Below are 22,884 nucleotides of genomic sequence, written 5' to 3'. Positions count from 1 at the left end.
TATGAAAACAAAATTGATTTCATCAGGTGATGAGGAGGGGCTTAAGCTTGCAGCTAGTTTGTTAAAAAGTGGGAAATTGGTAGCCTTTCCAACGGAAACTGTATATGGTTTAGGGGCAAATGGATTTGATTCTGAAGCTGTGGCACATGTTTATTGCGCAAAGGGGCGGGCGTTGAGCAATCCACTATCGCTGCTTTTGGCAGATGTAAGTCAAATAGAAAAGGTAGTCACTGATGTGAGCGATAAGGCAAAAAAATTAATTAAGGCTTTTTCTCCAGGGCCGATTACTTTTGTCTTGAAACGTAAGAACATTGTGCCTAATATTGTAACGAATGGAAAGGATACCGTTGGAGTTCGTATTCCTGACCATGAAATTGCGCGGAAAATTATTCGCCTTGCGGATATCCCGATTGCTGCGCCAAGCGCAAATACATCGGGGCGACCGAGTCCGACTTCGGCTGTGGCAGTTTTCGATGATTTACAGGGGAAAATTAGTGCAGTTGTCGATGGAGGGGATTGTGCGGTTGGAATTGATTCGACGATTATTGACTGCACACAAGAGGTACTGACTGTTTTACGTCCTGGAGTGATTACGCTAGAAATGTTGCGTCAAGTAGTCGGTGCAGGATCGGTACAAATGAAAGAGGACATCATCGAGCAAAATCATTATGCGCCAAGCGCACCGATGTTTATTCTAGAGGGCGCACCGAATAAGATTGAAGATGAGATGAAAAACTACATTAGAAAAGCGGTTGACGAGAAAAAACGGCTTGGGATAATTGCTAGTGATGAGCTTATTGCAGGGATTTCTAATGATGTGCTAACGTATTCTTATGGAAACCGTGGGGATATGAAAGCGATTGCAGGAAATCTTTATCGGGCTTTGCGATTTTTTGATGACCATAAAGTTGATGTAATTTATGCTGAAGGAATAGATAAAATGGGGATTGGTTTAGCAATTATGAATCGTATGTATAAAGCGAGTGGGTATAGAATTATTACGCTATAGTGTATAAGTTCCCATTCTGTTTCATATAAATAAGGAGATTATTCGTATGTAAACGGAGGGAATAATGATTGACTGATCTTGAATTGTTTATTATGAGTGTGGCTTTGGGGATGGATTTATTTTCTATAGCAATTCCAATAGGGATGAATAGACTAAAAAAACGTGTCATAATAAAAGCAAGTATAGTCTTTGCAACCTTTCATATCATTATGTTGCTATCTGGCTGCTACATTGGGGGTTTTTTAGGAAAATTAATTGATAGATTTGGGACAGAAAGTGGCTTATCCGTATTGATGTTAGGAGATTGGGCTGGTGCGATTACAGGTGTTGTTTTAGCCGGATTAGGTGTGAAAATGATTCGGGAAAGTTTAGTCACTCAGAATATTGGGCATGTGCAATGTAATAATCCATTAACGGGAATGACCCTAATAGTCTTGGCCTTTAGTGTAAGTATAGATGCTTTAGCTATAGGCTTTGGGATAGGAATGATAGATGTCAATTTAATTAAGTTAAATATAATTTTAGGTAGTGTAATTTTTATTATTTCTCTTATTGGACTCAATATAGGGCGACAGGCAGGGCGATTTTTAGGTGAATATGCAGAACGGATTGGCGGATTTGCGCTTATTTTGTTGGGTGGACAGATTTTGTGGAATTTGTTAGGATAAAATGTTTTTTTATCCGTGCTGATATGCTAAAATAGTCAGAGATAAGTTTTAGGTGCAAAAGGAGTTTACTTGGTATGGTAAAAGTTTTATTTGTGTGTACGGGAAACACTTGCCGTAGTCCGATGGCGGAAACTTTGCTTAGAGAGAAAGTAAGCAATCAGCATTTAGATGAGAAAATTATTGTTAAATCAGCGGGATTAGCAGTCTCGGTAGGATCTGTTGCTACAAGTGGGGCAAGAAAAGCGATGCTATCAAAAGGGTTATCTCTAGATCATCACGTAGCAACACAATTGACGTTGCCAATATTGGAAGAAGCGGATTTAATTTTAACGATGACAAAGCAGCATAAGCTGGGGATTTTGCAAGCTGTACCATCGATTGAGGGAAAAATTTATTCTTTAGCTGAATATGCAGATAGCCAGATAGATATTGCCGATCCATTTGGTGCAGATGAAATGATTTACCAAGAATGTGCGCAGCAGATTTCGCAGTTGATTGAGAGATTATGGGATAAGATTTGTACTTTTGCAGAAGAAAAATAGCTTATGTGTAAAAGGAGTCTTAAAAATGGAGCTAGAAGAAATTAGGCTGCAAGCTAAATCTGCATTGGAAGAATTAATTTCAATTGCAGGTTTGAAACGTGGACAAATTCTTGTAATTGGATGCAGCACCAGTGAGGTTATTGGATCAATCATTGGTACGGCTGGATCTAAAGAAGTTGCAACAGTTTTAATGAAAACCTTTAGAAAAATTTGCGATGCTTATGGAATTTATTTAGCGATACAATGTTGTGAACATTTGAATCGTGCACTTGTTGTAGAAAATGAAGTGGCTGAAAAATATCAGTTGGAAATTGTCAGTGTAGTTCCTGTTGCTCATGCGGGTGGGTCACTGGGACAGAGGGCAATGGAGGAGTTTCATGATCCTGTTGTTGTAGAGACAATCTCAGCTCACGCGGGACTTGACATTGGTGCGACTTTAATTGGGATGCATTTGAAACACGTGGCAGTTCCGGTTCGCTTACAAATGAGGCAAATTGGACAAGCTATACTTATCGCGGCACGAACGCGACCCAAATTTATTGGTGGCAATCGTGCTGTATATAAAAAGTTTGATGATAGATGATTATTAAAAATTTTATTTATGGGGGAATTTGAAAATGTCTATTCTAGATACTCTTGCAACGGTAGATCCGGAAATATCCCAAGCGATTGATAATGAATTAAATCGTCAACGCAATAAGTTGGAATTAATTGCTTCAGAAAATATTGTAAGTAAAGCAGTAATGGAAGCTCAAGGCTCTGTATTGACGAATAAATATGCGGAAGGTTACCCAGGAAAACGTTATTATGGCGGTTGTGAATGTGTAGATGTTGTTGAAGAACTTGCGATTGCCCGTGCAAAAGAATTATTTGGTGCAGGCTATGCAAACGTTCAACCTCATTCAGGTGCGCAAGCAAATATGGCGGTATTCTTTGCCTTGTTACAGCCCGGTGATACAGTAATGGGAATGAACCTTACTGATGGCGGGCATTTAACACATGGAAGCCCTGTAAATATGTCAGGTAAATATTTCAATATCGTTCCTTACGGTGTTGGCGAAGATACGCAAAAAATTGACTATGATGCTTTAGAAAAACAAGCTGAAGAATGCAAACCTAAACTAATCGTTGTCGGCGCAAGCGCCTATGCAAGAACAATTGATTTTGCAAGAACAAGTGAAATTGCGAAAAAAGTTGGTGCATATCTCATGGTAGATATGGCGCATATTGCAGGTTTAGTTGCAGCCGGACTTCATCCAAGTCCAGTACCTTATGCTGATGTAGTAACAACGACTACGCATAAAACTTTACGTGGCCCTCGTGGCGGTCTCATTTTAACAAGAGATGCTGAATTTGGGAAACAATTCAATAAAGCGATTTTCCCAGGAATTCAAGGTGGTCCATTAATGCATGTAATTGCAGCAAAAGCAGTTGCTTTTAAAGAAGCATTAAGCCCTGAATTTAAAGCTTATCAAGAACAAATTGTTAAGAATGCGAAAGTTTTAGCTCAAACCTTAATTGAAAAAGGTTTTGATATCGTATCTGGTGGTACAGATAATCATCTAATGCTTGTCGATTTGCGCAGCAAAAATTTAACAGGTAAAGTTGCTGAAAAATTATTAGATGATATTGGAATTACAGCAAATAAAAATACAATTCCATTTGAGCCATTGAGTCCATTTGTAACAAGTGGTATACGTCTTGGCTCGCCTGCACTTACGACTCGTGGTTTTAAAGAAGAAGATATGAAACAAGTTGCAAGCATCATTGCAATGGTACTTGACCATCCGGAAGATGAAAAAGTACATGCTCAGGCAAGAGAGCTTGTAGCAAAACTTTGTACAAAGTATCCATTATATTAGGGGGAAATAGTTGATGTCAGATTTAAAAGTAAATGTAATAGCACATCCGTTAATTCAACACAAGTTAACGCTTATGCGTGATGAAGAAACGGGAACAAAAGATTTTCGTCAATTACTAGAGGAAATTTCTATGCTTATGGCATATGAAATTACAAGGAATATGCCTTTAACTGAAGTGGATGTAAAAACTCCAGTTACTGTGTGTAAAAGTAAAGTGTTAACTGGCAAGAAAATTGCAGTTGTACCAATTTTACGTGCTGGTCTTGGCATGTTAAATGGTGTTGTAAATTTAATTCCTGCTGCTCGCGTTGGTCATGTAGGGTTATATCGTGATCCAGAGACATTAAAACCAGTAGAATATTATTGCAAATTGCCTAGTGACGTCGGCGAACGTACTTTAGTTGTAGTAGATCCAATGCTTGCAACGGGCGGTTCAGCAGCAGCAGCAATTGATTTATTAAAAGAAAAAGGTGCGAAGTCCATTATTTTAATGTGCCTAGTTGCAGCTCCAGAAGGTGTTAAAGTAGTGAATGAAGCTCACCCAGATGTAGAGATTTATGTAGCTAGTGTAGATGAATGTTTAAATGATCATGGATACATAGTTCCGGGTTTAGGTGATGCGGGCGATAGAATTTTCGGCACTAAATAATTTTCTTGGATACTAGGGCGAAGGCTAGCGGGCTGGCAATAAGCACGCATCTGCGTCGTTGCTCCTCGCGGGTTCGGTCGACGTACACTAGTACGACTTCCTCACGCCGCTGTGGTGCGCCTAGCATCTACGTACTTCTTGCCAACTGGCGAGCCTTCTTATTGTAGATTCTGTAGTTTTTTATAAAGAGAGTTTCATTTGATGAAACTCTCTTTAGTATATGATGGGATTCTGTTTGATTGGTAAAATATAAAGAGAAGTAGAATATTTTTATATTTACTCTTTTGTTATAAATGGAGGAATAGGATATGCGTCCATCTTGGGATGAATATTTTTTAAATATTGCAAAGGCTGTAGGAACGAGGGCAACTTGCTTGCGTCGATTGTATGGTGCAGTCATTGTAAAAGATAATATTATTATCAGTACCGGATACAATGGGGCACCGCGTGGTGCTGTAAACTGTGTTGATGCTAAGATGTGCCAAAGAAATCTGCATAACGTACCAAAAGGTGAACGGTATGAACTTTGTGAAGCGGTACATGCAGAACAAAATGCGATTATCAATGCGGATCCAGAGAAAATGAAAGGTGCAACGATTTATATTGCCGGTGTAAATGCGGATGGTAGTTTAGCATCAGGCAAGCCATGCCTGCTTTGTCGTCGGATGATTCGCAATGCAATGCTCAGCAAAGTTGTTTACTATGAAACAGATGGCAGTATCGTTGAGTGTGAGCCGAAAAATATTACAGATGAAAAATAATTTATTTATGGATAAATATTGCAAATTAAAGGGATATAGAGTAAAATCTCTTTATGTGTCATTTGAATTTAGGGAGTGAATTTTTCGTGCTTGAAATGTTAAAAGTAATTTTCCTTGGTATAGTGGAAGGAATTACGGAATGGTTGCCAGTAAGTAGTACTGGTCATATGATTCTCGTTGATGAGTTTATTAAGCTCAATATTACACCTGCATTTAAAGAAATGTTTCTGGTGGTGATTCAGCTTGGTGCTATTTTGGCAGTTGTGATGCTCTATTGGAATAAACTTTGTCCAATTACGGTAAAGCGTGGACTGAAAATTGATCAAGATTCTATTTTGTTATGGATGAAAGTAATCATTGCAGTACTTCCAGCAGCAGTTATTGGGCTACCGTTTGATGATTTGCTTGATGCTTTGTTTTACAATTATCAGACCGTAGCTGTGACGTTGATTTTATATGGAATTTTATTTATTATACTGGAAAATAGAAATAAAAAAGTTCGTCCACAGGTACAGACTTTAGAACAGTTAAGCTTTCTAAAAGCGATAGGGATTGGTTGTTTTCAAGTGTTAGCGCTTATTCCCGGGACATCGCGTTCCGGAGCGACGATTTTGGGCGCGATGCTCATTGGCTGTTCACGTGAAGTCGCAGCTGAGTTTTCTTTTTTCTTAGCAGTTCCTGTTATGTTCGGGGCGAGTTTGCTCAAGATGTATAAGTTTGGTTTAAACTATACAGCGGAGGAAATTCAGATTTTAATTGTTGGCTTAGTTACGGCGTTTGTGGTATCCGTTCTAACGATTAAATTTTTAATTGCTTATATTAAGACAAGTGATTTTAAGGCTTTCGGCTATTATAGAATTGTACTTGGTATTATTGTATTTTCCTATTTCTTATTTGGCTAAAGTGATCAAAGTTTTATTTAATAGAAGAATTTGTTACTAAAATTTAATAAAGAAAAAGTCGATAGGGTTTGTGCAAGGATAAGCACAAACTCTATCGACTTTTTTTCTAAAAACATAGCAAGAGCAGGTAAATATTAAAATATTTAATTATTCTTGATATTGCAGTATAATAAATTATATTACACTTTATTTTAATAAATGTATATTTATAACAAAATATGTTAAGTTGAGAGGAGAGAAGGGGATTCTATGAATTGGAAAAATAGTTTGAAATACAAAAAAATTATTGTCTTTCTATTTATAGCGATGTTCCTTCCCTTATTTTTACTACTATCTTTTCGTGAAAAAGTTGCGACAATGCTTAATTATGAAGTGGAAATGGGTCTTGTCGAATTAACAAAACAAAACTCTATTTTATTAGAAGGTAAAATAAAGGCAACCTTCTCTTTTCTACATACGATGTCTAATTTGATTACAAAAAGCGCTATAGGTAGAGAAGAAATAGGAGAGAAAGATAACTTAATTAATTTTTTTAAAGAGGAATTTCAGAATAATAACTTTACTCGTTTTGGTATTTTAGATACGCAAGGAAGAGCCATTTATGGCTTTGATGTAGATTTTCGTAATATGAAATATTTAGAGGAATCCTTACAAGGGGAGAGTAAAGTGACATATGTTCCATGTACACCTTTTCTTGATCTTCACAGTATGGTTTTTTCAGTCCCAATTTATGCGGAGAATAATAAAATTATTGGTGTATTATATGCAATTTATGGGATTGAAGATTTGAAAAAGTTTTTTTCATTTAGTTTTTTTGATGGGAAAGGGGATTGCTTTATTTTAAATCAATCTGGGAACTTATTAATTCCAGTAAAAGACAATGAAAAAAATGATCGTTTGCGTGACTACTTTCACCATTGGCAGGAAAAAACTGAGGTTGAAGATAATAATTTGCATAAATTTATTTTGACGTTAAGAGATGAACAACAGGCGGTAGGAAAAATTCAATTGAAAGGGCTGGGTGAACAATATATTGCCTGTGTCCCTTTAGGAAATATTAATGGAATTTATACCGTTTCTAGTGTTCCGGCAGATTTTATAACAAAAAGAATAGCCAATATTCTTTTTCTAGTAACAATGGTTTTGCTAATTTCTTTGCTCATCTTATTTTGTATATTGATTTATATTGAAATCATAGAAAATAAAAATCGTAAGAATGTTTATCGATTAGCATATATCGATCAGCTTACGAATTTAGGGAATTTTGAAAAGATGAAGTTGGATAAAGAAATAACGAAAAAAAATAATAAAGGAAAATATATTTTAGCAGTGGTTGATATTGATAAATTTAAATTGATTAATGAAATGATGAGTTATCAATATGGTTCCGAGCTTTTAACTTTTGTTGCATCAAAACTTGACACTGCTTTAATAGAAAATGAATATGTTTATCGGCTGGGCAACGACTTATTCGGGCTATTGTTAATTTCAAAAGAAAAGGAAGAAAGTTTGACTAGACTGACCCAGCTGTTTGATGAAATAAGTGAATATTATAATCATAAACATGTACTAACCTTTTCTTGTGGAATATATCAAATCGGGAAATACGATTTTGATTTGGCAAAATGCATTGATAATGCAAATATTGCGCGTCTGGCGGGAAAAAATTATAGTAATAACTCCTTTATATATTTTGATGATAAAATGTTAATCAAGATGCGGGAGATAAAAGAATTCGAAGATGGTCTGCAACAGGCTATTGAAGAAAAACAATTTGAAATTTATTTACAGCCTAAATATAAAGTTCGCCCCCCAAGACATTTAGGCGGGGCAGAAGCGTTAGTCCGGTGGATTCATCCAACAAAAGGAATGATCTCTCCTGTAAAATTTATTCCTGTATTTGAACAAAATGGGACTATTAAATATTTGGATATGTACGTTTTTGAAGCAGTTTGCCGTCAAATGAGAATTTGGCTTAATCAAGGAATTACACTTGTGCCGATATCAGTGAATATATCTAGACTTACCTTATTAGGGCAAAGCAATTTTATTGAACGGATTGAAGCAGTTGCACAAAAGTATAATATTGCGCATAGCTTACTTGAACTAGAAATATTAGAGAGTGTATCTTTTAATAATGGCGAAGGTTTGACTGGATTTTTGAAAAAAATCAAAAATCGGGGATTTAAAATTTCTATTGATGATTTTGGAAGTGGGTATTCCTCATTGGGTTTATTGAAAAATATGCCAATTGATACATTAAAAATAGATCGTAGCTTTTTTTCAGATTGGCAGCGAGAGGTTTATACAGTTGAAGAAACGAAGGAAAAGAGTATTGTGCGTTCAATAATTGAAATGGCGCAAGGCCTTAATTTGAATACTGTGGCGGAAGGGATTGAAGAGGAATATCAAGTTGAGTTTTTAACAAATGTAGGTTGTGATTTAATTCAAGGATATTATTTTAGCAAGCCATTACCTGTTGAAGCATTTGAAAAACTCTTAAAAAATAAAGAATAATGATCAGAAGTAAAATGTACCCTATAAAATTGACAGGAAAAGGTGTCAACTATAGGGTACATTTCTCTGCTATTTTATTCTTTTTCTAAAACTTTAATTAGAGCTTGTGTGCCGTAATTTTCTCCACCATTGTATGCAAGTTGTTCATATAGAGTTTTTGCAAGTGTAAGCCCTGGTAAATGAAGATTCATTTCCGCAGCAGAATCTAATGCGATTTTCATATCCTTGATAAAATGTTTAACGAAAAATCCTGGGTTGTAGTCTCCTTTAATAATGCGTGGGGCAAGATTACTTAATGACCAACTGCCCGCTGCACCAGTTGAAATGCTATCTAACACTGAGCTTGGGTCAAGACCGACTTTTTTTGCATAAACAATCGCTTCGCATACCCCCATCATATTGGAAGCGATGACGATTTGATTGCACATCTTCGTATATTGTCCTGCGCCTGCACTGCCTTGTAGTTTGATATTTGTTCCTAAAAGCTGTAAGATTGGCAAAGCTTTTTCAAATACTTCCCTCTCGCCGCCGACCATAATGGCAAGCTGCCCGTTTTTTGCACCAATGTCGCCGCCAGAAACAGGCGCATCTAGTGCAAATAAATTTTTGCTCTTAGCTGCATTGGCAATTTTTTTTGCAAGAGTAGGGCTGGAAGTTGTCATATCAATACAGTAAGTACCAGCGTGGGCATGATCTAAAATACCATCATGAAAATATACTTCTTCGACATCTTTTGGATAGCCAACCATAGTGATGATGAAATTACACTTATCTGCAATTGCTTTTGGTGAATCCGCCCAAACGGCGCCTTTTTCTAAAAGTTTAGTTGCTTTTGTTTTTGTACGTGTATAAACATGTACTTTGTAATTATCGTTGAGTAAATGAGTAGCCATGCTTTTTCCCATAACTCCGATACCTATAAATCCAATTGTTAAATTTTCTTTCATGATAAGATCTCCTCTTTTTCCTTATAACTTAAGATATACAAAGTAAAACTAAATTAAAGGATTAATTCACTTTCCGGTGAATTTTATTTTAGTTAAAATTATACAATAATTTAGAAAAAATGACTAGAAGAGTATGATAAATTTAGAGGATGCATGTGGAGCTATAAATATATTAAAAACACATTTATAAAAGAGTAGCAAAAGGTGAGTAATTATTTTAGTCATTGTATTAAATTTTTGCTTTTTAGAGAGTAAACAAAAGTTTAAATATTTTCTTTAATAGAAATAAAAGGATTTGACTCTTGTTGGAAAGTGTGAGAAAATGTCTTAGTTTACTCTATTTTATTTAATTGACAGTCTAGAATTAGTGAGGTACAATGGGGTTGTTGTATAGAAAAGGGGTGCGAAAATATGATGCCGGATTATGTTTTGGCGTTTATTATTGCGATAGTAGTAGCCTATATTTTGACGCCTAGAGTAATTTCTTTAGCGAATAAAACAGGAGCAATGGATGCGCCTGATGAAAGAAAAGTTCATAGTAAACCTATTCCTCGTATAGGTGGGCTTGCGATATATTTTGCTTTTATGGTAGCAGCTTTATTTACGGTGGATTTGACGAAAGAAGTCGTAGGGCTGTTAACTGGTGCTACAGTAATTCTAATTGTAGGGATTATTGACGATTTTAAGTCTTTGCCAGCAAAAGTTAAACTGATGGGGCAGATTATTGCAGCAATTGTATTGGTGTTATTTGATGTTCGCATTGATTGCATTACGAATCCATTTGGTGATATGTTTTTCTTGAGTGAATATTTAGCAATTCCAATTACGATATTTTGGATTGTTGGCTTGACGAATACCGTGAATTTAATTGATGGGTTGGATGGATTAGCAGCTGGTGTATCAACGATTGCTGCGATAACAATATTATTGGTTGCGTTGCAGCAGGGATTCTTACTTGTTGCGGTGCTTACAGCTGCCCTTGCAGGGGCTGCAATGGGATTCTTGCAATATAACTTTAATCCAGCTAAGATTTTCATGGGAGATACAGGAAGTATGTTTTTGGGTTATATGTTAGCAGGAATTTCCGTATTAGGAGCGGTAAAAAGTGCAGCAACGATAGCTTTAATCGTGCCGATTCTGGCACTTGGGCTTCCGATTCTTGATACGACTTTTGCGATTGTTCGTAGATATTTAAATGGAACACCGATATTTAAGCCGGACAGGGGGCATTTACATCATAGACTCTTGGATATGGGCTTTACGCAAAAGCAGGCAGTATTGTTGATGTATGTAATTAGCGGTGGGCTTGGGTTAAGTGCGATTGCACTTACGGAAGTGAGTCGAGGGTTTGGCCTGTTAATTATTTTAGCTGTTACCTGCGCTGTTGTTTTTGGCGCGAAAAAGATTGGCATTTTAAAAACGAAGAAATCTATTGAAACGAATCAATAATATTAGGCAGGTGTAGACCTGCCTATTCTTTACAAACTGGAAGGAGTAATGAGATGCTAAAAGTAATGACTGTATTTGGTACGCGTCCGGAAGCGATAAAAATGGCGCCGGTTGTATTGGAATTGACAAAATATCCTGATTTAATTCAACCGATTGTAGCGGTTACGGCGCAACATCGTGAAATGCTTGATCAGGTGCTTCATTTATTTGATATAAAACCTGATTATGATTTGGATATTATGGCACAAGGGCAGACTCTCTTTGATATCACTTGTAAAGCTATGCAAGGTTTAAATCGTGTACTCAGTGAGTCAAAACCGGATATTGTATTGGTACATGGCGATACAACGACAACATTTGCCGGAGCCTTAGCAGCGTTTTATCATCAAACTGAAATTGGTCATGTCGAGGCAGGTCTTAGAACGCATAATAAATATTCACCATATCCAGAAGAAATGAATCGCAAGCTTACAGGTTCGCTTACAGATATGCATTTTGCTCCTACAGCTACGGCGAGCAATAATTTACGGCAAGAAAATATTAAAGAAGAAGCGATTTTTGTTACAGGTAATACGGTAATTGATGCGCTTCTTGCAACGGTTAACGAAAAATTTGAGTTTTCGAATGAAGTTTTGCGTAAAATTGACTATAAAAATCGTAAAGTTGTTTTAGTTACAACGCATCGCAGGGAAAATCTTGGTGAGCCAATGCGTCATGTTTATCAAGCATTGCGTGATTTGGTCAACGAATTTGAAGACATTGAAATCGTTTTCCCTGTACATAAAAATCCTAAAGTCCGTGAAGTAGTAGAAAGTGAATTAGGCGGACTCGCGCGGGTGAATTTAATTGATCCTCTTGATTATGAACCCTTTGCGAATCTTTTGGCGCGCTCTTATTTAGTCCTTACAGATTCAGGTGGAATTCAAGAAGAAGCACCGGCATTAGGCAAGCCCGTATTGGTACTTCGTGATACAACGGAACGTCCTGAAGCGATTGATGCAGGTACGGTGAAACTCATCGGTACCGATAAAATGAAAATATATAATGAAGCAAAATTATTGCTGTCGAATAAAAAGGAATATGAAAGAATGGCGAATGCTTGTAACCCATATGGTGATGGACAAGCTGCAAGAAGAATCGTTGAGGCTATTTTGTGGAAACATGGCTTACGATCTGAAAAACCTGAGTCGTTTGAGTTTTAAATTTTAGAGTTACTGCTTTTGTAGTAACTCTTTTTTATCTATCTTCGGATAAAGGGAAGGAAGAGATCGTATGAAAAAACGTGAAGAATCTACTTTGGCAGCAGCTGGATTTGCATTAGGGATAGGGATTAGCTTTGCAGTGATTATTGGGGTGGGAATTTTTATTGGCAGGTGGATAGATGAGGTATTTTTGTCATCGCCTTGGGGAACAATAATAGGAATTGTTTTAGGTTTTATTACTGGCATGTGGTCGGTGTATAAACGGTTAGTCGGAAAAAGTAAGATTTAAAAATTTTTAGGATGTCGGAAAAAGTGGGCGAATATTTTTTTATTGTAAGAATAGTAAGTTTTTTTCAGAAAAAATAAGTTTAATTTATAAAATCATATAGCACAACTATAATCAATCGTGTATAATACAAACATGACAAAAATTCTTGCTTAAAATGTAAAAGAAGAGAGCTTTTTAGCAGAAAAATTTGGTTATTTTATATTTTTGTAAAGGATTTGCTGAGTCTTTGTCGAAGATAAATGTTTGTTATTGTAGATAATCACTATATTAATTAAATTTATGTTTTGATTTAATTAGATTATGGGATAGAATTTTGTGGAGGAGATATGGAAAAAGTCTGGTGGGTGCATATTAGCCGAATTATCAAACAATATTTTATCAGTTTGATTGTCGCTTGGGGTATACTTTATTCATATGGAAAACCAAGTTTGATATTTGGTATTCTTGTTGGCGAATTAATTGGGGCGGTATGTATTTTCATTATGGGAAATCGTATGTTGAAAAGTATTGATTTTTCGCCGGATGCTGCAGTTTTCACGATGAAGATAGGCTGGATGATTCGCTTATTTTTAATTTTGGGATGTTTAGCTGCGGTGATTCAGATTTCCGTATCATTGTTTTGGGCTGTGGTTACAGGATTTTTTTTAGCTGAGGTTATTATGCTGGCAAATGCCGTGTATTGGATCTTGAAAAAAAATTCTGATAAACAAAAATAAATTTATAGACTACATAGCATGGGAGTGATTTGTATGCACGAAATTGGTGCTCGTGTCGTAGAATTTTGCGGATTGAAATTCAATGTGTATAATTCTATGCATGAAATCGGTACTCATAACGTGGTTAATTTTGCAGGGTTTAGTTTTAATATGGATACTTTGCAGATGACATGGCTGACTATGGCAATTGTGATCTTGATTGCTTTTCTCGCCACGCGTAGTCTCAGCTTAGTTCCTCGCGGCTGGCAAAATCTGATAGAGATGCTTGTCGTCGCCTTACTGGAACAAGTTGATTCCATCATGGGACCTAAAGGAAGAAAGTTAGCACCACTGATTATTACATTATTTTTATTTATTTTGATTTCAAACTGGCTGGGGCTCGTGCCGGGGTTCACATCACCAACGAATGATGCCAATACCACATTTGGTCTGGCATTGATGGTGGTCATTCTGCTTCATATTCTTGGTGTTTGTTTTAAAGGCGTTGGTTATTTAAAACATTTCTTTGAACCATTTGTGCCGTTTGTTATTATCAATGTTATTGAAGAAATCGCAAAGCCGATTACGCTCGCTTTTCGTCTATTTGGTAATATTCTTGCCGGTGAAATTCTCATTATTATCCTTGGACTTTTGCTTCCGATTTGGATGCCGATTCCAAGTATTGTATGGCTGGCTTTTAGCTTATTTGTCGGCGTTGTTCAGGCATTTATTTTTACGATGTTGTCAATGGCATATTTGTCAAATGGGATAAAAGATAACCATCATGACTAATAAAATCACAAAATGAAAAAATATTTTTAATTCTTAAGGGGGATTTATTCATGGAAAATTCAATTATGGTAATCGGAGCTTTTTTAGCAGCAGGTATTGCTATTGGTCTTGCAGCAGTAGGTGCGAGTATTGGTAATGGTTTAGTTACTTCTAAATTTATTGAAGGTATCTCTAGACAACCAGAAGCAAAAGGAACTTTGCTTGTAAACATGCTTATTTCCGTTGGTTTGATCGAAGCAGTGCCAATCATTGCTACGGTTATTGCAATTGTTCTGTTATATGCTAATCCATTATTAAAATAATGGGAGAGTTTTGTGGATAAGGCGGCTGGTTTTCAGTCGCCTGCTTACCGTCATATAAGGAGGTGCCTAAAAATTGATTGATATTAATATGACTTTGGTTGCCCAGATTTTGAACTTCTTGATCTTGGTAGCTATTTTATATAAAGTGGCTTATAAGCCCTTATTAAAGGTTCTGAATGAACGTGAAGCTAAGATTGCCGGACATATCAGCGAGGCAGAAGCACAGCAAAATGCTGCTGAAGAATTAAAGGCAGAATATCAAAAACAATTGGCAAATGCGAGAATTCAGGCACAAGAAATCGTGGATAAAGCGATGAAAGCTGCCGCTGAAGAAAGAGATGCAAGCATTGCTGAAACAAAAGCTGAGACTGCTCGCATGTTAAAAGTTGCCCGTGAAGAAATTGCGCGTGAACAAGCAAAAGCCATTGCTGAGGTACGCGGTCAAGTTGTTGCTTTATCTATGGCAGCGGCTACAAAAGTTATCGGTAACAATATTGATGAAACTGTAGATGCTAAATTAGTAGAAGAGTTCATTGATAAAATTGATGCTGAGAAAATAGGTGGTTTACCATGCTAACCAATCAGTTAGCGATTCGATATGCCAGAGCGATTTATGAGATTGCAAAAGAAACGGCTGCATTAAAAGAGTTTGGCACGCAAATCAATTTAATTAAAGAAACGATTGCAAGCCAAGAGGATTTAGCTGATTTTATGTATCATCCTCATATTAAGCCGGAGGCAAAAAAAGAAGTGCTGGAAAAGATATTTAAAGGGCAATTGGCTGATGAAGTCTACAAATTTTTAATGCTTCTTGTTGATAAACGCCGTGAAGGATTATTAAAGCAAATTGCTGCTGAGTATGAAGTTTTAGCGAATATTGAGCAGAATGTTCTAGAAGCGGAAGTTGTCGTGGCTAGACCGTTATCAAAGGAACAAGAAGCAAAATTAATAAAAAAATTAAGTGATACTACTAGAAAAAGTGTAGTAATTCAAACAAGGATAGATGCGAGTATTTTAGGCGGCGTAATTGTGAAAATTGGTGACAAGCTCATTGATGGCAGCGTTCTTCGCCAAATGCAAGTGTTGAAGCGTAATTTATTGACAAATGAAGCTGCTAAGATTGGGGTGACAGAGTAGTTATGAAAATGAATCCGGAAGAAATAACTGCGATCATTAAGGAACAGATAAAAAATTATCAAGTTGACCTTAATGTTGATGATATTGGTACTGTTATCGAAGTTGGCGATGGTATAGCTCGTATTCATGGCTTAGAAAAAGCGATGGCGGGGGAACTACTTGAGTTTGATAATGGTGTTTTTGGTTTAGTACAAAATCTTGAGCAAGATAACGTCGGCGGTGTTATTCTTGGTGGTGAAACTTTAGTAAAAGAAGGCGATACAGTTCGTAGAACTGGTCGTATCATGCAAGTACCTGTTGGAGATGCGATGATTGGTCGTGTAGTGAATGCACTTGGTCAACCGATTGATGGTAAAGGGCCAATTGCAACGACAGAAACTCGTCCAGTAGAGTATCCAGCACCTGGGATTGCGGATCGTCAATCTGTAAATGAACCTTTACAAACAGGGATTAAAGCGATTGATGCGTTAGTACCAATTGGTCGTGGTCAACGTGAACTTATTATCGGTGACCGTGGTACAGGTAAAACTGCGATTGCAGTAGACACAATTTTGAATCAAAAAGGGCAAAACGTAATCTGTGTATACGTAGCAATTGGACAAAAAGCGTCCACTGTTGCGCGGGTAGTAAAAACATTAGAAGATCATGGTGCAATGAGCTATACAATCGTCGTTGCGGCTACAGCTTCTGATAGTGCACCTCTACAATATTTAGCACCGTATGCAGGGGTAAGTATTGCTGAATACTTCATGTATAAGGGACAACATGCGTTATGTGTATATGATGATTTGTCTAAGCATGCGATGGCATATCGTGCAATGAGCTTGCTGCTTCGCCGCCCACCAGGACGTGAAGCGTATCCAGGGGACGTATTCTTCTTACATTCTCGCCTGCTTGAACGTGCGGCTAAATTATCAAAGGATTTAGGCGGTGGTTCAATCACAGCTTTACCTATTATTGAAACTTTGGCGGGTGACCTTTCCGGGTATATTCCAACAAACGTTATTTCGATTACAGATGGTCAGATCATGCTGGAAAGTGAAGCTTTCTATTCTGGGATTCGCCCGGCGATTAACGTTGGACTCTCCGTATCCCGTGTAGGTGGTTCAGCGCAAATTAAAGCAATGAAACAAGTTGCCGGACGTATGCGTCTTGATCTTGCACAATATCGTGAATTGGCAGCGTTTGCGCAGTTCGGTTCTGACTTAGATAAAGATACAAAAGCACAACTTGACCGTGGTGCGAGAATGGTTGAAACATTAAAACAACCACAATACTCGCCACTTGTTGTAGAAGATCAAGTTGTTGTGATTTACTTAGCGGTTAACGGATATTTAGCGGATGTTCCAGTAAACCAAGTCGTTAAATTCCAAAATGATTACTTGAAATTTATGCATTCCAATTATGCAGAAGTAATCAAAGCGATTCGTGAACAAAAGAAACTAGAAAAAGATACGGAAGAAGCACTGAAAAAAGCGATCAAGGATTTCAAAGAGACATTCTCATATGAACAAGAAGCGTAAGTGCAGCGAGGTGATGTGAAATGGCTAGTACACAAGACATCCGTCGGCGTATCAAAAGCGTAAAAAATATTCAGCAAATCACGAAAGCCATGAAAATGGTTGCGGCAGCACGTCTTCGCAGAGCACAGGAAGGTGCGTTAGCGAATAAGCCTTATGCAGAAAAAATGCAGGCAGTATTAAGAGACGTTGCAGGAAGTGCCGGAGATATTAATCATCCGCTTCTTGAAGTTCGTCCAGTTAACAAAAAAGCCTATGTAGTGTTAGCGGCTGATAAAGGGCTAGCTGGTGCATACTCCAGTAATGTATTTAAAGAAGTGATTACGCATTTTTCTAATAAAAGTGATGCGGATTTAATAACTGTGGGCAGAAAAGCGAGGGATTATTTTTTCCATCGTGGTTATAACATAGTTACTGAATACGCAGGCTTTACTGAAAGACCGACGTATGAACATGCGAAACATGTTGCAATGAAAATTATGGAGTTATTTACTTCTGGTGAATACGATGAAATCCATATGGTATATACGAAGTTTATTTCGCCAATTAATGTCGTTCCAACTACGGTAAAATTATTGCCGATTAGCGATATTGAAGGTGAAGAAAAACAAAGTGGCGGAGAATACATTTATGAACCTAATGCAGGCGAAGTACTTGGATTATTGCTGCCACAGTATTTAGAGACAATGGTTTATGGCGCACTTTTACAGTCAGCGGCGAGTGAGTTAGGCTCTAGAATGACAGCGATGAGTGCAGCAACGGATAATGCTGATGAATTAATTAGCAAACTTGTCTTAAATTATAACAAAGTACGTCAGGCTGGCATTACACGCGAGATCAATGAAATCGTAAGTGGTGCGGAAGCCTTGAAGTAAGGAGGGGTACCGCTTTGGTTAAAGGTAAAGTAGTACAGGTTGTAGGTCCTGTAGTAGATATTGAATTCCCCGTAGATGAGTTACCGGCAATTTATAATGCTGTAACAATCAAAGGCAAATCGGGAGAGATAGACATAGATTTAACGGTTGAGGTAATGCAACATTTGGGTGATAATACGACGCGTTGTATTGCAATGAGTTCCACTGATGGTTTAACACGTGGAATGGAAGCTGTAGATACTGGTGCGCCAATCAGTGTTCCAGTTGGTGATGGTGTACTGGGACGTATCTTTAATGTATTGGGTGAAACGGTAGATAAAAATCCAGCACCTGTAAAAGCTGATGACAAATGGCCAATTCATCGTCCAGCGCCAACTTTTGATGAGCAGGAAACTGCAACAGAGATTCTTGAAACAGGAATTAAAGTCGTTGACCTTATCGCTCCATATTCCCGCGGTGGTAAAATCGGGTTATTTGGTGGTGCCGGTGTAGGTAAAACTGTATTAATCATGGAATTGATCAATAATATTGCAACACAACATGGTGGGTACTCTGTATTTGCTGGTGTTGGTGAACGTACACGTGAAGGTAATGACCTTTGGTCTGAAATGACAGAATCAGGCGTTATCAATAAAACTGCTTTAGTATATGGTCAGATGAATGAACCACCTGGAGCTCGTATGCGTGTAGCGTTAACGGGTCTTACTATGGCAGAATATTTCCGTGATAAACAAAGCCAAGACGTACTTTTATTTGTTGATAACATTTTCCGCTTTATTCAAGCGGGTTCAGAAGTATCGGCGTTACTTGGTCGTATGCCATCTGCCGTTGGTTACCAACCAACACTTACAACAGACGTGGGCGCACTTCAAGAACGTATTACTTCAACGAAAAAAGGTTCGATTACTTCCGTTCAAGCGGTATATGTACCTGCCGATGACTTGACTGACCCAGCGCCAGCGGCAACTTTCGCCCATTTGGATGCGACAACAGTTCTTTCTCGTCAAATTGCGGAACTTGGTATATATCCAGCCGTTGACCCACTTGACTCTACTTCTCGTATTGTGGATCCGCATATCATTGGGGAAGAACATTATGAAGTAGCACGTGGCGTACAAGAAATCTTGCAAAAATATAAAGAATTACAAGATATTATTGCAATCTTAGGTATGGAAGAATTATCTGATGAAGATAAACTCGTTGTAGCTAGAGCTCGTAAAGTCCAAAGATTCTTGAGTCAACCGTTCTTTGTAGCGGAAGCGTTTACTGGTACTCCTGGTAAATATGTTCCATTAAAAGAAACGATTCGTGGATTTAAAGAAATCTTAGAAGGTAAACATGATGAGATTCCAGAAGCTGCTTTCTATATGGTCGGCAGCATTGATGAAGTGTTAGAACAGGCCCGTAAAATGAAGGGGGAATAACAATTGGCTAATAAAATTAAGCTTGAAGTTGTTTCTCCAACTGAGGTTGTTTATACTGCTGATGCCAATATGGTTATCGTTCGCAGTAGTGGCGGAGAACTTGGTATTATGCCAGGACATGCGCCGCTCATTGCTGGACTTATTCCAGCTCCAGTTCGTGTAAAGGATGAAGAAGGTGAAACGCTGCTTGCTGTAAGTGGTGGTTTTATCGAAGTTCAGCCTACGAAAATTACGATTTTGGCTACTTGCGCGGAACTTGGAGATAAAATTGATGTAGAACGTGCCGAGAAAGCACGTCAAAGAGCATTAGAAAGATTAAATAACAAACAAAGTACAATTGATCTTGATCGTGCAGGCTTTGCGCTTAAACGTGCGACTGCTAGATTAAAAGCTGCGGGTAGAATTATACAGTAGTTTTAGTGAAATGAAATAGGAGAAAAAGGCGTTGCTAGATGCAGCGTCTTTTTCTTTTTCTGTCGTATAGCAATAGAATAAAATGGTAAAAATATACTTAAGAAGTTTTAAGGAGGCTATACGATGAAAAAGTATTTAAAGGTTATTATTTTATTTATTACTATTTTGCTAATACATAATATATGGATGTCGAGGGTAGAGAGTGTTCCAGTGATGACGGAGGAGCCGCTTTACCGTGCGATACAGGCAACAGGTGCGGAAGTTGAATCCTTAACCATACATAGCTATGCAGTAGTCACGATGAAAGAGAATGAAGTTGAAAACCTAGACAATGCCATAAATTACTTAGCAGAGGATTTTGAATTAAAGAAAGAAGAAATAGTAAAGGAAATTATTCAAAATAGTAAAGAGCGTAGTATAAAAATATGTGGTAATGTGGATGGGCAAAACATAAGTATTACATTAAAGAGATTATTTGCAGAAAATATCGCTGATAAAATACATTTAAGTATCAAAATAGAGGAAGATCATCCGGAAAGTTATAACTTAAATTATACAAAAGAAAAATTACTTGAAATTTTTCGAAAATTTTTTGTTGAGCCACACATTACCACTTGCTTGGAAGGGTATCTTGATGGTAAACTAAGGAAGGGTGTGGCTGATTGTTGTATACGGGATGCACTAGATTCTATTGGTGCAGATATGAATAGCCGCGTAGATGGCGGAAACTATATTAGTGTGACTGGATATACATCTCTGATTGATGATAAAATTATAGCAGGTAATATACCAGTGAATATAAATATGGCTATACGATATCATACTTTGGATAATCGAACTTATATAACGATTGGTTCACCGCTAATTTTAGTTGAGTATTAATGTTGAATACGGGCGCATATGTGTTTGGGAGGATATAAATTGGAAAAGTTAGTTATACATGGTGGCAATAGATTAGAAGGTACTGTAAAAATCAGTGGTGCGAAAAATGCTGTATTACCGATTATTGCAGCATCGCTATTAGGGCAAAGTCCTAGTTTGTTAGAAGAAGTACCTGACTTAGAAGATGTAAGAACGATTTCTAAAGTTCTTTGCCAGCTAGGTGTGAATGTAGTAAATAAAGGCAATGATGTGCTCTATATAGATAGTAGTAAAATAACGAGTTGTGAAGCACCCTATGAATTGGTGCGAAAAATGCGCGCGTCTTTTTTGATTATGGGACCACTTCTTGCTAGATGTGGGCATGCAAAAATTTCTTTACCTGGTGGTTGTGCAATTGGAACTCGTCCAATTGATTTGCATCTAAAAGGGTTTGAAGCTCTTGGTGCAGAGATTGAAATAGGACATGGTTATATTGAAGCAAAAGCGCCAAATGGGTTAACGGGAGCAAAAATATATCTTGATTTTCCGAGTGTTGGTGCAACAGAAAATATTATTATGGCTGCTTCTATGGCGAAAGGTCAAACGATCATTGAAAATCCAGCGCATGAACCAGAAATTATTGACTTGGCGAATTACCTTAACATGATGGGGGCTAATATTCGTGGCGCGGGAACAAATGTAATCAAAATTGAAGGTGTGGAGCGCTTAGAGGGTAAAAACTACACGATTATTCCTGACCGTATTGAAGCTGGGACTTATATGGTTGCAGCGGCAATGACAAAAGGCGATGTATATATTGAAAATGCAATTAGTGAACATTTAAAACCGGTGATTGCCAAATTAAAGGAAGCAAATGTAGAAATTATTGAAGATATTAATGGAATTCGTGTGCGTGGCAATGGACAGATAAAAGCAGTGGACATTAAAACGCTGCCATATCCAGGTTTTCCGACAGATATGCAGGCGCAATTTATGGCAATGAGTACAATTGCCGAAGGTACGAGTGTTGTAAGTGAAACGGTATTTGAAAATCGCTTTATGCATGTGGATGAGTTAAAGCGCATGGGTGCAAATATTAAAATTGAAGGACGTAGTGCAGTTGTTGAAGGCGTAGCCAAATTGACTGGCTGTGAAGTAAAGGCAACAGATTTGCGTGCTGGTGCAGCTATGGTATTAGCTGGACTTGTTGCTGAAGGAGAAACTAGAGTTGGTTGTATTCATCATATTGATCGTGGTTATGATGGCTTGGTAAATAAATTATGTGGTTTAGGTGCAGATATTGCGCGTGTAGATGAATAAGAATAAGAAAGCACTATAACTGATCTTGGTTATGGTGCTTTCTTTGTTATATGTGAAAGGGGATTTTCTATGATTTTGCGTAAAGAACGTGAGCTTGTTGTAGAATATGGGCAAAAGATGGTTACTTCGGGATTAACTACAGGCACAGGGGGAAATCTAAGTATTTTTAATGGAACAGAACAATTATTTGCGATTAGCCCAAGCGGGCTTGATTATTTTAAAACGGAACCTGAGGATGTTGTTATCCTTGATTTAGATGGAAATGTTGTAGATGGAAAAAGAAAACCGTCAAGCGAATACGACATGCATCGTATCTTTTATGAACGTCGTCCCAAAATTGGTGCTGTTGTACATACGCACTCAAAATATTCTGCGATTCTGGCGTGTTTAAATTGGAGCATTGAACCTGTACATTACTTGATTGGGTTTGCAGGGAAAAATGTTCGTTGTACAGCTTATGAACCGTTTGGCAGTAAAGAACTTGCGATAAGTGCTTTTGAGGGAATGAAAGACCGCTATGCGGTTTTGTTGGGTAATCATGGCCTGTTAACGATTGGAAATGATATAGATTATGCTTTTAATACTGCCGAAGAGATTGAATTTTGTGCTGAAATTTATTATAAAACGAAGTTAGCTGGCAATCCGGTTACTTTATCAAGCGAGCAGATGGATGTTGTTTTAGAAAAATTTAAGACCTACGGACAGAAAAAACGTTAAGAAAAAGCAGTATAAAATTTTTTATACTGC

The 22,884-nt window shown here is 37.4% G+C and carries 25 protein-coding genes; 24 read left to right on the top strand and 1 reads right to left on the bottom strand.

The genetic code is table 11. The features are described 5' to 3' along the window. Position 1: 1 nt before the first annotated feature. The 9 genes from ACWZFG_RS09865 (at position 2) to ACWZFG_RS09825 (ending at position 8,910) form a co-directional block, all read left to right on the top strand. Entirely contained in the window at positions 2 to 1,009 is a 1,008-nt protein-coding gene (locus ACWZFG_RS09865; RefSeq protein ID WP_455577556.1) for an L-threonylcarbamoyladenylate synthase, read from the top strand. A gap of 68 nt (positions 1,010 to 1,077) precedes the next feature. After that, positions 1,078 to 1,677 carry a manganese efflux pump MntP gene (locus ACWZFG_RS09860; RefSeq protein WP_177503644.1) on the top strand — a complete coding sequence of 200 codons (600 nt, stop codon included), beginning with the start codon at positions 1,078 to 1,080 and terminating at the stop codon, positions 1,675 to 1,677. 74 nt (positions 1,678 to 1,751) lie between these two features. Then, the gene (locus tag ACWZFG_RS09855) at positions 1,752 to 2,219 is read left to right on the top strand and encodes a low molecular weight protein arginine phosphatase (protein WP_177503646.1); all 468 of its coding nucleotides are present in this window, start codon (positions 1,752 to 1,754) and stop codon (positions 2,217 to 2,219) included. Positions 2,220 to 2,244: 25 nt separating this feature from the next. After that, entirely contained in the window at positions 2,245 to 2,802 is a 558-nt protein-coding gene (locus tag ACWZFG_RS09850) for a TIGR01440 family protein (RefSeq protein WP_455577555.1), read from the top strand. 34 nt (positions 2,803 to 2,836) lie between these two features. After that, entirely contained in the window at positions 2,837 to 4,081 is a 1,245-nt protein-coding gene (gene glyA, locus ACWZFG_RS09845; RefSeq protein ID WP_147667143.1) for a serine hydroxymethyltransferase, read from the top strand. Positions 4,082 to 4,094: 13 nt separating this feature from the next. After that, the gene (upp, locus tag ACWZFG_RS09840; protein ID WP_177503652.1) at positions 4,095 to 4,730 is read left to right on the top strand and encodes a uracil phosphoribosyltransferase; all 636 of its coding nucleotides are present in this window, start codon (positions 4,095 to 4,097) and stop codon (positions 4,728 to 4,730) included. 308 nt (positions 4,731 to 5,038) lie between these two features. Beyond that, positions 5,039 to 5,491, top strand: coding sequence for a deoxycytidylate deaminase (locus ACWZFG_RS09835; RefSeq protein WP_177503654.1), 453 nt, complete (start codon positions 5,039 to 5,041; stop codon positions 5,489 to 5,491). A gap of 95 nt (positions 5,492 to 5,586) precedes the next feature. Further along, the gene (locus tag ACWZFG_RS09830; protein ID WP_418627182.1) at positions 5,587 to 6,393 is read left to right on the top strand and encodes an undecaprenyl-diphosphate phosphatase; all 807 of its coding nucleotides are present in this window, start codon (positions 5,587 to 5,589) and stop codon (positions 6,391 to 6,393) included. A 249-nt stretch (positions 6,394 to 6,642) separates the two neighbouring features. Continuing rightward, a complete protein-coding gene (locus ACWZFG_RS09825; protein WP_455577554.1) occupies positions 6,643 to 8,910 on the top strand; it encodes a bifunctional diguanylate cyclase/phosphodiesterase in 2,268 nt (755 codons plus the stop codon). Between the two features lie 74 nt (positions 8,911 to 8,984). Here ACWZFG_RS09825 and ACWZFG_RS09820 read toward each other — a convergent pair whose 3' ends face one another. After that, the gene (locus ACWZFG_RS09820; RefSeq protein ID WP_418627181.1) at positions 8,985 to 9,857 is read right to left on the bottom strand and encodes an NAD(P)-dependent oxidoreductase; all 873 of its coding nucleotides are present in this window, start codon (positions 9,855 to 9,857) and stop codon (positions 8,985 to 8,987) included. Between the two features lie 414 nt (positions 9,858 to 10,271). On the opposite strand from ACWZFG_RS09820, the gene ACWZFG_RS09815 reads away from it, so the two are divergent. The 15 genes from ACWZFG_RS09815 (at position 10,272) to ACWZFG_RS09745 (ending at position 22,854) form a co-directional block, all read left to right on the top strand. Beyond that, the gene (locus ACWZFG_RS09815; RefSeq protein ID WP_147667498.1) at positions 10,272 to 11,306 is read left to right on the top strand and encodes an MraY family glycosyltransferase; all 1,035 of its coding nucleotides are present in this window, start codon (positions 10,272 to 10,274) and stop codon (positions 11,304 to 11,306) included. A 53-nt stretch (positions 11,307 to 11,359) separates the two neighbouring features. Continuing rightward, positions 11,360 to 12,508, top strand: coding sequence for a non-hydrolyzing UDP-N-acetylglucosamine 2-epimerase (gene wecB / locus ACWZFG_RS09810; protein ID WP_177503660.1), 1,149 nt, complete (start codon positions 11,360 to 11,362; stop codon positions 12,506 to 12,508). 70 nt (positions 12,509 to 12,578) lie between these two features. Further along, the gene (locus tag ACWZFG_RS09805; protein WP_147667129.1) at positions 12,579 to 12,797 is read left to right on the top strand and encodes an AtpZ/AtpI family protein; all 219 of its coding nucleotides are present in this window, start codon (positions 12,579 to 12,581) and stop codon (positions 12,795 to 12,797) included. Between the two features lie 326 nt (positions 12,798 to 13,123). After that, positions 13,124 to 13,513 (top strand): hypothetical protein, encoded by a 390-nt coding sequence (locus tag ACWZFG_RS09800; RefSeq protein WP_455577553.1) that lies wholly within the window; start codon positions 13,124 to 13,126, stop codon positions 13,511 to 13,513. A 96-nt stretch (positions 13,514 to 13,609) separates the two neighbouring features. Further along, positions 13,610 to 14,284 (top strand): F0F1 ATP synthase subunit A, encoded by a 675-nt coding sequence (gene atpB / locus ACWZFG_RS09795; protein WP_455577591.1) that lies wholly within the window; start codon positions 13,610 to 13,612, stop codon positions 14,282 to 14,284. Positions 14,285 to 14,334: 50 nt separating this feature from the next. Then, positions 14,335 to 14,586, top strand: coding sequence for a F0F1 ATP synthase subunit C (gene atpE / locus ACWZFG_RS09790; protein WP_147667125.1), 252 nt, complete (start codon positions 14,335 to 14,337; stop codon positions 14,584 to 14,586). A 73-nt stretch (positions 14,587 to 14,659) separates the two neighbouring features. Continuing rightward, positions 14,660 to 15,163, top strand: a complete 504-nt coding sequence (gene atpF / locus ACWZFG_RS09785; protein WP_177503666.1) for a F0F1 ATP synthase subunit B — start codon at positions 14,660 to 14,662, stop codon at positions 15,161 to 15,163. Then, the gene (locus ACWZFG_RS09780) at positions 15,157 to 15,723 is read left to right on the top strand and encodes a F0F1 ATP synthase subunit delta (protein WP_177503668.1); all 567 of its coding nucleotides are present in this window, start codon (positions 15,157 to 15,159) and stop codon (positions 15,721 to 15,723) included. Before atpF ends, ACWZFG_RS09780 begins: the two co-directional genes overlap by 7 nt. 2 nt (positions 15,724 to 15,725) lie before the next feature. Beyond that, a complete protein-coding gene (gene atpA, locus ACWZFG_RS09775; RefSeq protein ID WP_147667118.1) occupies positions 15,726 to 17,246 on the top strand; it encodes a F0F1 ATP synthase subunit alpha in 1,521 nt (506 codons plus the stop codon). A 20-nt stretch (positions 17,247 to 17,266) separates the two neighbouring features. After that, positions 17,267 to 18,118, top strand: a complete 852-nt coding sequence (atpG, locus tag ACWZFG_RS09770) for an ATP synthase F1 subunit gamma (protein ID WP_455577552.1) — start codon at positions 17,267 to 17,269, stop codon at positions 18,116 to 18,118. Between the two features lie 14 nt (positions 18,119 to 18,132). Further along, on the top strand, positions 18,133 to 19,542 hold the full coding sequence (gene atpD / locus ACWZFG_RS09765; protein ID WP_147667113.1) for a F0F1 ATP synthase subunit beta: 1,410 nt from the start codon (positions 18,133 to 18,135) through the stop codon (positions 19,540 to 19,542). A 3-nt stretch (positions 19,543 to 19,545) separates the two neighbouring features. Further along, positions 19,546 to 19,956, top strand: a complete 411-nt coding sequence (locus ACWZFG_RS09760) for a F0F1 ATP synthase subunit epsilon (protein ID WP_177503674.1) — start codon at positions 19,546 to 19,548, stop codon at positions 19,954 to 19,956. Between the two features lie 123 nt (positions 19,957 to 20,079). Beyond that, entirely contained in the window at positions 20,080 to 20,838 is a 759-nt protein-coding gene (locus ACWZFG_RS09755) for a YwmB family TATA-box binding protein (protein ID WP_177503676.1), read from the top strand. 39 nt (positions 20,839 to 20,877) lie between these two features. Next, a complete protein-coding gene (gene murA, locus ACWZFG_RS09750) occupies positions 20,878 to 22,137 on the top strand; it encodes a UDP-N-acetylglucosamine 1-carboxyvinyltransferase (protein WP_177503678.1) in 1,260 nt (419 codons plus the stop codon). A gap of 69 nt (positions 22,138 to 22,206) precedes the next feature. Beyond that, on the top strand, positions 22,207 to 22,854 hold the full coding sequence (locus tag ACWZFG_RS09745) for an L-fuculose-phosphate aldolase (RefSeq protein WP_455577551.1): 648 nt from the start codon (positions 22,207 to 22,209) through the stop codon (positions 22,852 to 22,854). Positions 22,855 to 22,884 lie beyond the last annotated feature (30 nt).

Source organism: Anaerosinus sp. (genome assembly GCF_965318445.1).
Note: the sequence above shows the minus strand (reverse complement) of the source record. Positions and strands in the feature narration are given on the sequence as shown.

Bases quoted from the DNA above. Each gene is read 5' to 3' on its own strand.
- ACWZFG_RS09865 (WP_455577556.1), top strand. From the start codon at position 2: ATGAAAACAAAATTGATTTCATCAGGTGATGAGGAGGGGCTTAAGCTT.
- ACWZFG_RS09855 (WP_177503646.1), top strand. From the start codon at position 1,752: ATGGTAAAAGTTTTATTTGTGTGTACGGGAAACACTTGCCGTAGTCCG.
- ACWZFG_RS09850 (WP_455577555.1), top strand. From the start codon at position 2,245: ATGGAGCTAGAAGAAATTAGGCTGCAAGCTAAATCTGCATTGGAAGAA.
- glyA (WP_147667143.1), top strand. From the start codon at position 2,837: ATGTCTATTCTAGATACTCTTGCAACGGTAGATCCGGAAATATCCCAA.
- upp (WP_177503652.1), top strand. From the start codon at position 4,095: ATGTCAGATTTAAAAGTAAATGTAATAGCACATCCGTTAATTCAACAC.
- ACWZFG_RS09835 (WP_177503654.1), top strand. From the start codon at position 5,039: ATGCGTCCATCTTGGGATGAATATTTTTTAAATATTGCAAAGGCTGTA.
- ACWZFG_RS09830 (WP_418627182.1), top strand. From the start codon at position 5,587: ATGTTAAAAGTAATTTTCCTTGGTATAGTGGAAGGAATTACGGAATGG.
- ACWZFG_RS09825 (WP_455577554.1), top strand. From the start codon at position 6,643: ATGAATTGGAAAAATAGTTTGAAATACAAAAAAATTATTGTCTTTCTA.
- ACWZFG_RS09820 (WP_418627181.1), bottom strand. From the start codon at position 9,857: ATGAAAGAAAATTTAACAATTGGATTTATAGGTATCGGAGTTATGGGA.
- ACWZFG_RS09815 (WP_147667498.1), top strand. From the start codon at position 10,272: ATGCCGGATTATGTTTTGGCGTTTATTATTGCGATAGTAGTAGCCTAT.
- wecB (WP_177503660.1), top strand. From the start codon at position 11,360: ATGCTAAAAGTAATGACTGTATTTGGTACGCGTCCGGAAGCGATAAAA.
- ACWZFG_RS09805 (WP_147667129.1), top strand. From the start codon at position 12,579: ATGAAAAAACGTGAAGAATCTACTTTGGCAGCAGCTGGATTTGCATTA.
- ACWZFG_RS09800 (WP_455577553.1), top strand. From the start codon at position 13,124: ATGGAAAAAGTCTGGTGGGTGCATATTAGCCGAATTATCAAACAATAT.
- atpB (WP_455577591.1), top strand. From the start codon at position 13,610: ATGCATGAAATCGGTACTCATAACGTGGTTAATTTTGCAGGGTTTAGT.
- atpE (WP_147667125.1), top strand. From the start codon at position 14,335: ATGGAAAATTCAATTATGGTAATCGGAGCTTTTTTAGCAGCAGGTATT.
- ACWZFG_RS09780 (WP_177503668.1), top strand. From the start codon at position 15,157: ATGCTAACCAATCAGTTAGCGATTCGATATGCCAGAGCGATTTATGAG.
- atpA (WP_147667118.1), top strand. From the start codon at position 15,726: ATGAAAATGAATCCGGAAGAAATAACTGCGATCATTAAGGAACAGATA.
- atpG (WP_455577552.1), top strand. From the start codon at position 17,267: ATGGCTAGTACACAAGACATCCGTCGGCGTATCAAAAGCGTAAAAAAT.
- ACWZFG_RS09755 (WP_177503676.1), top strand. From the start codon at position 20,080: ATGAAAAAGTATTTAAAGGTTATTATTTTATTTATTACTATTTTGCTA.
- ACWZFG_RS09745 (WP_455577551.1), top strand. From the start codon at position 22,207: ATGATTTTGCGTAAAGAACGTGAGCTTGTTGTAGAATATGGGCAAAAG.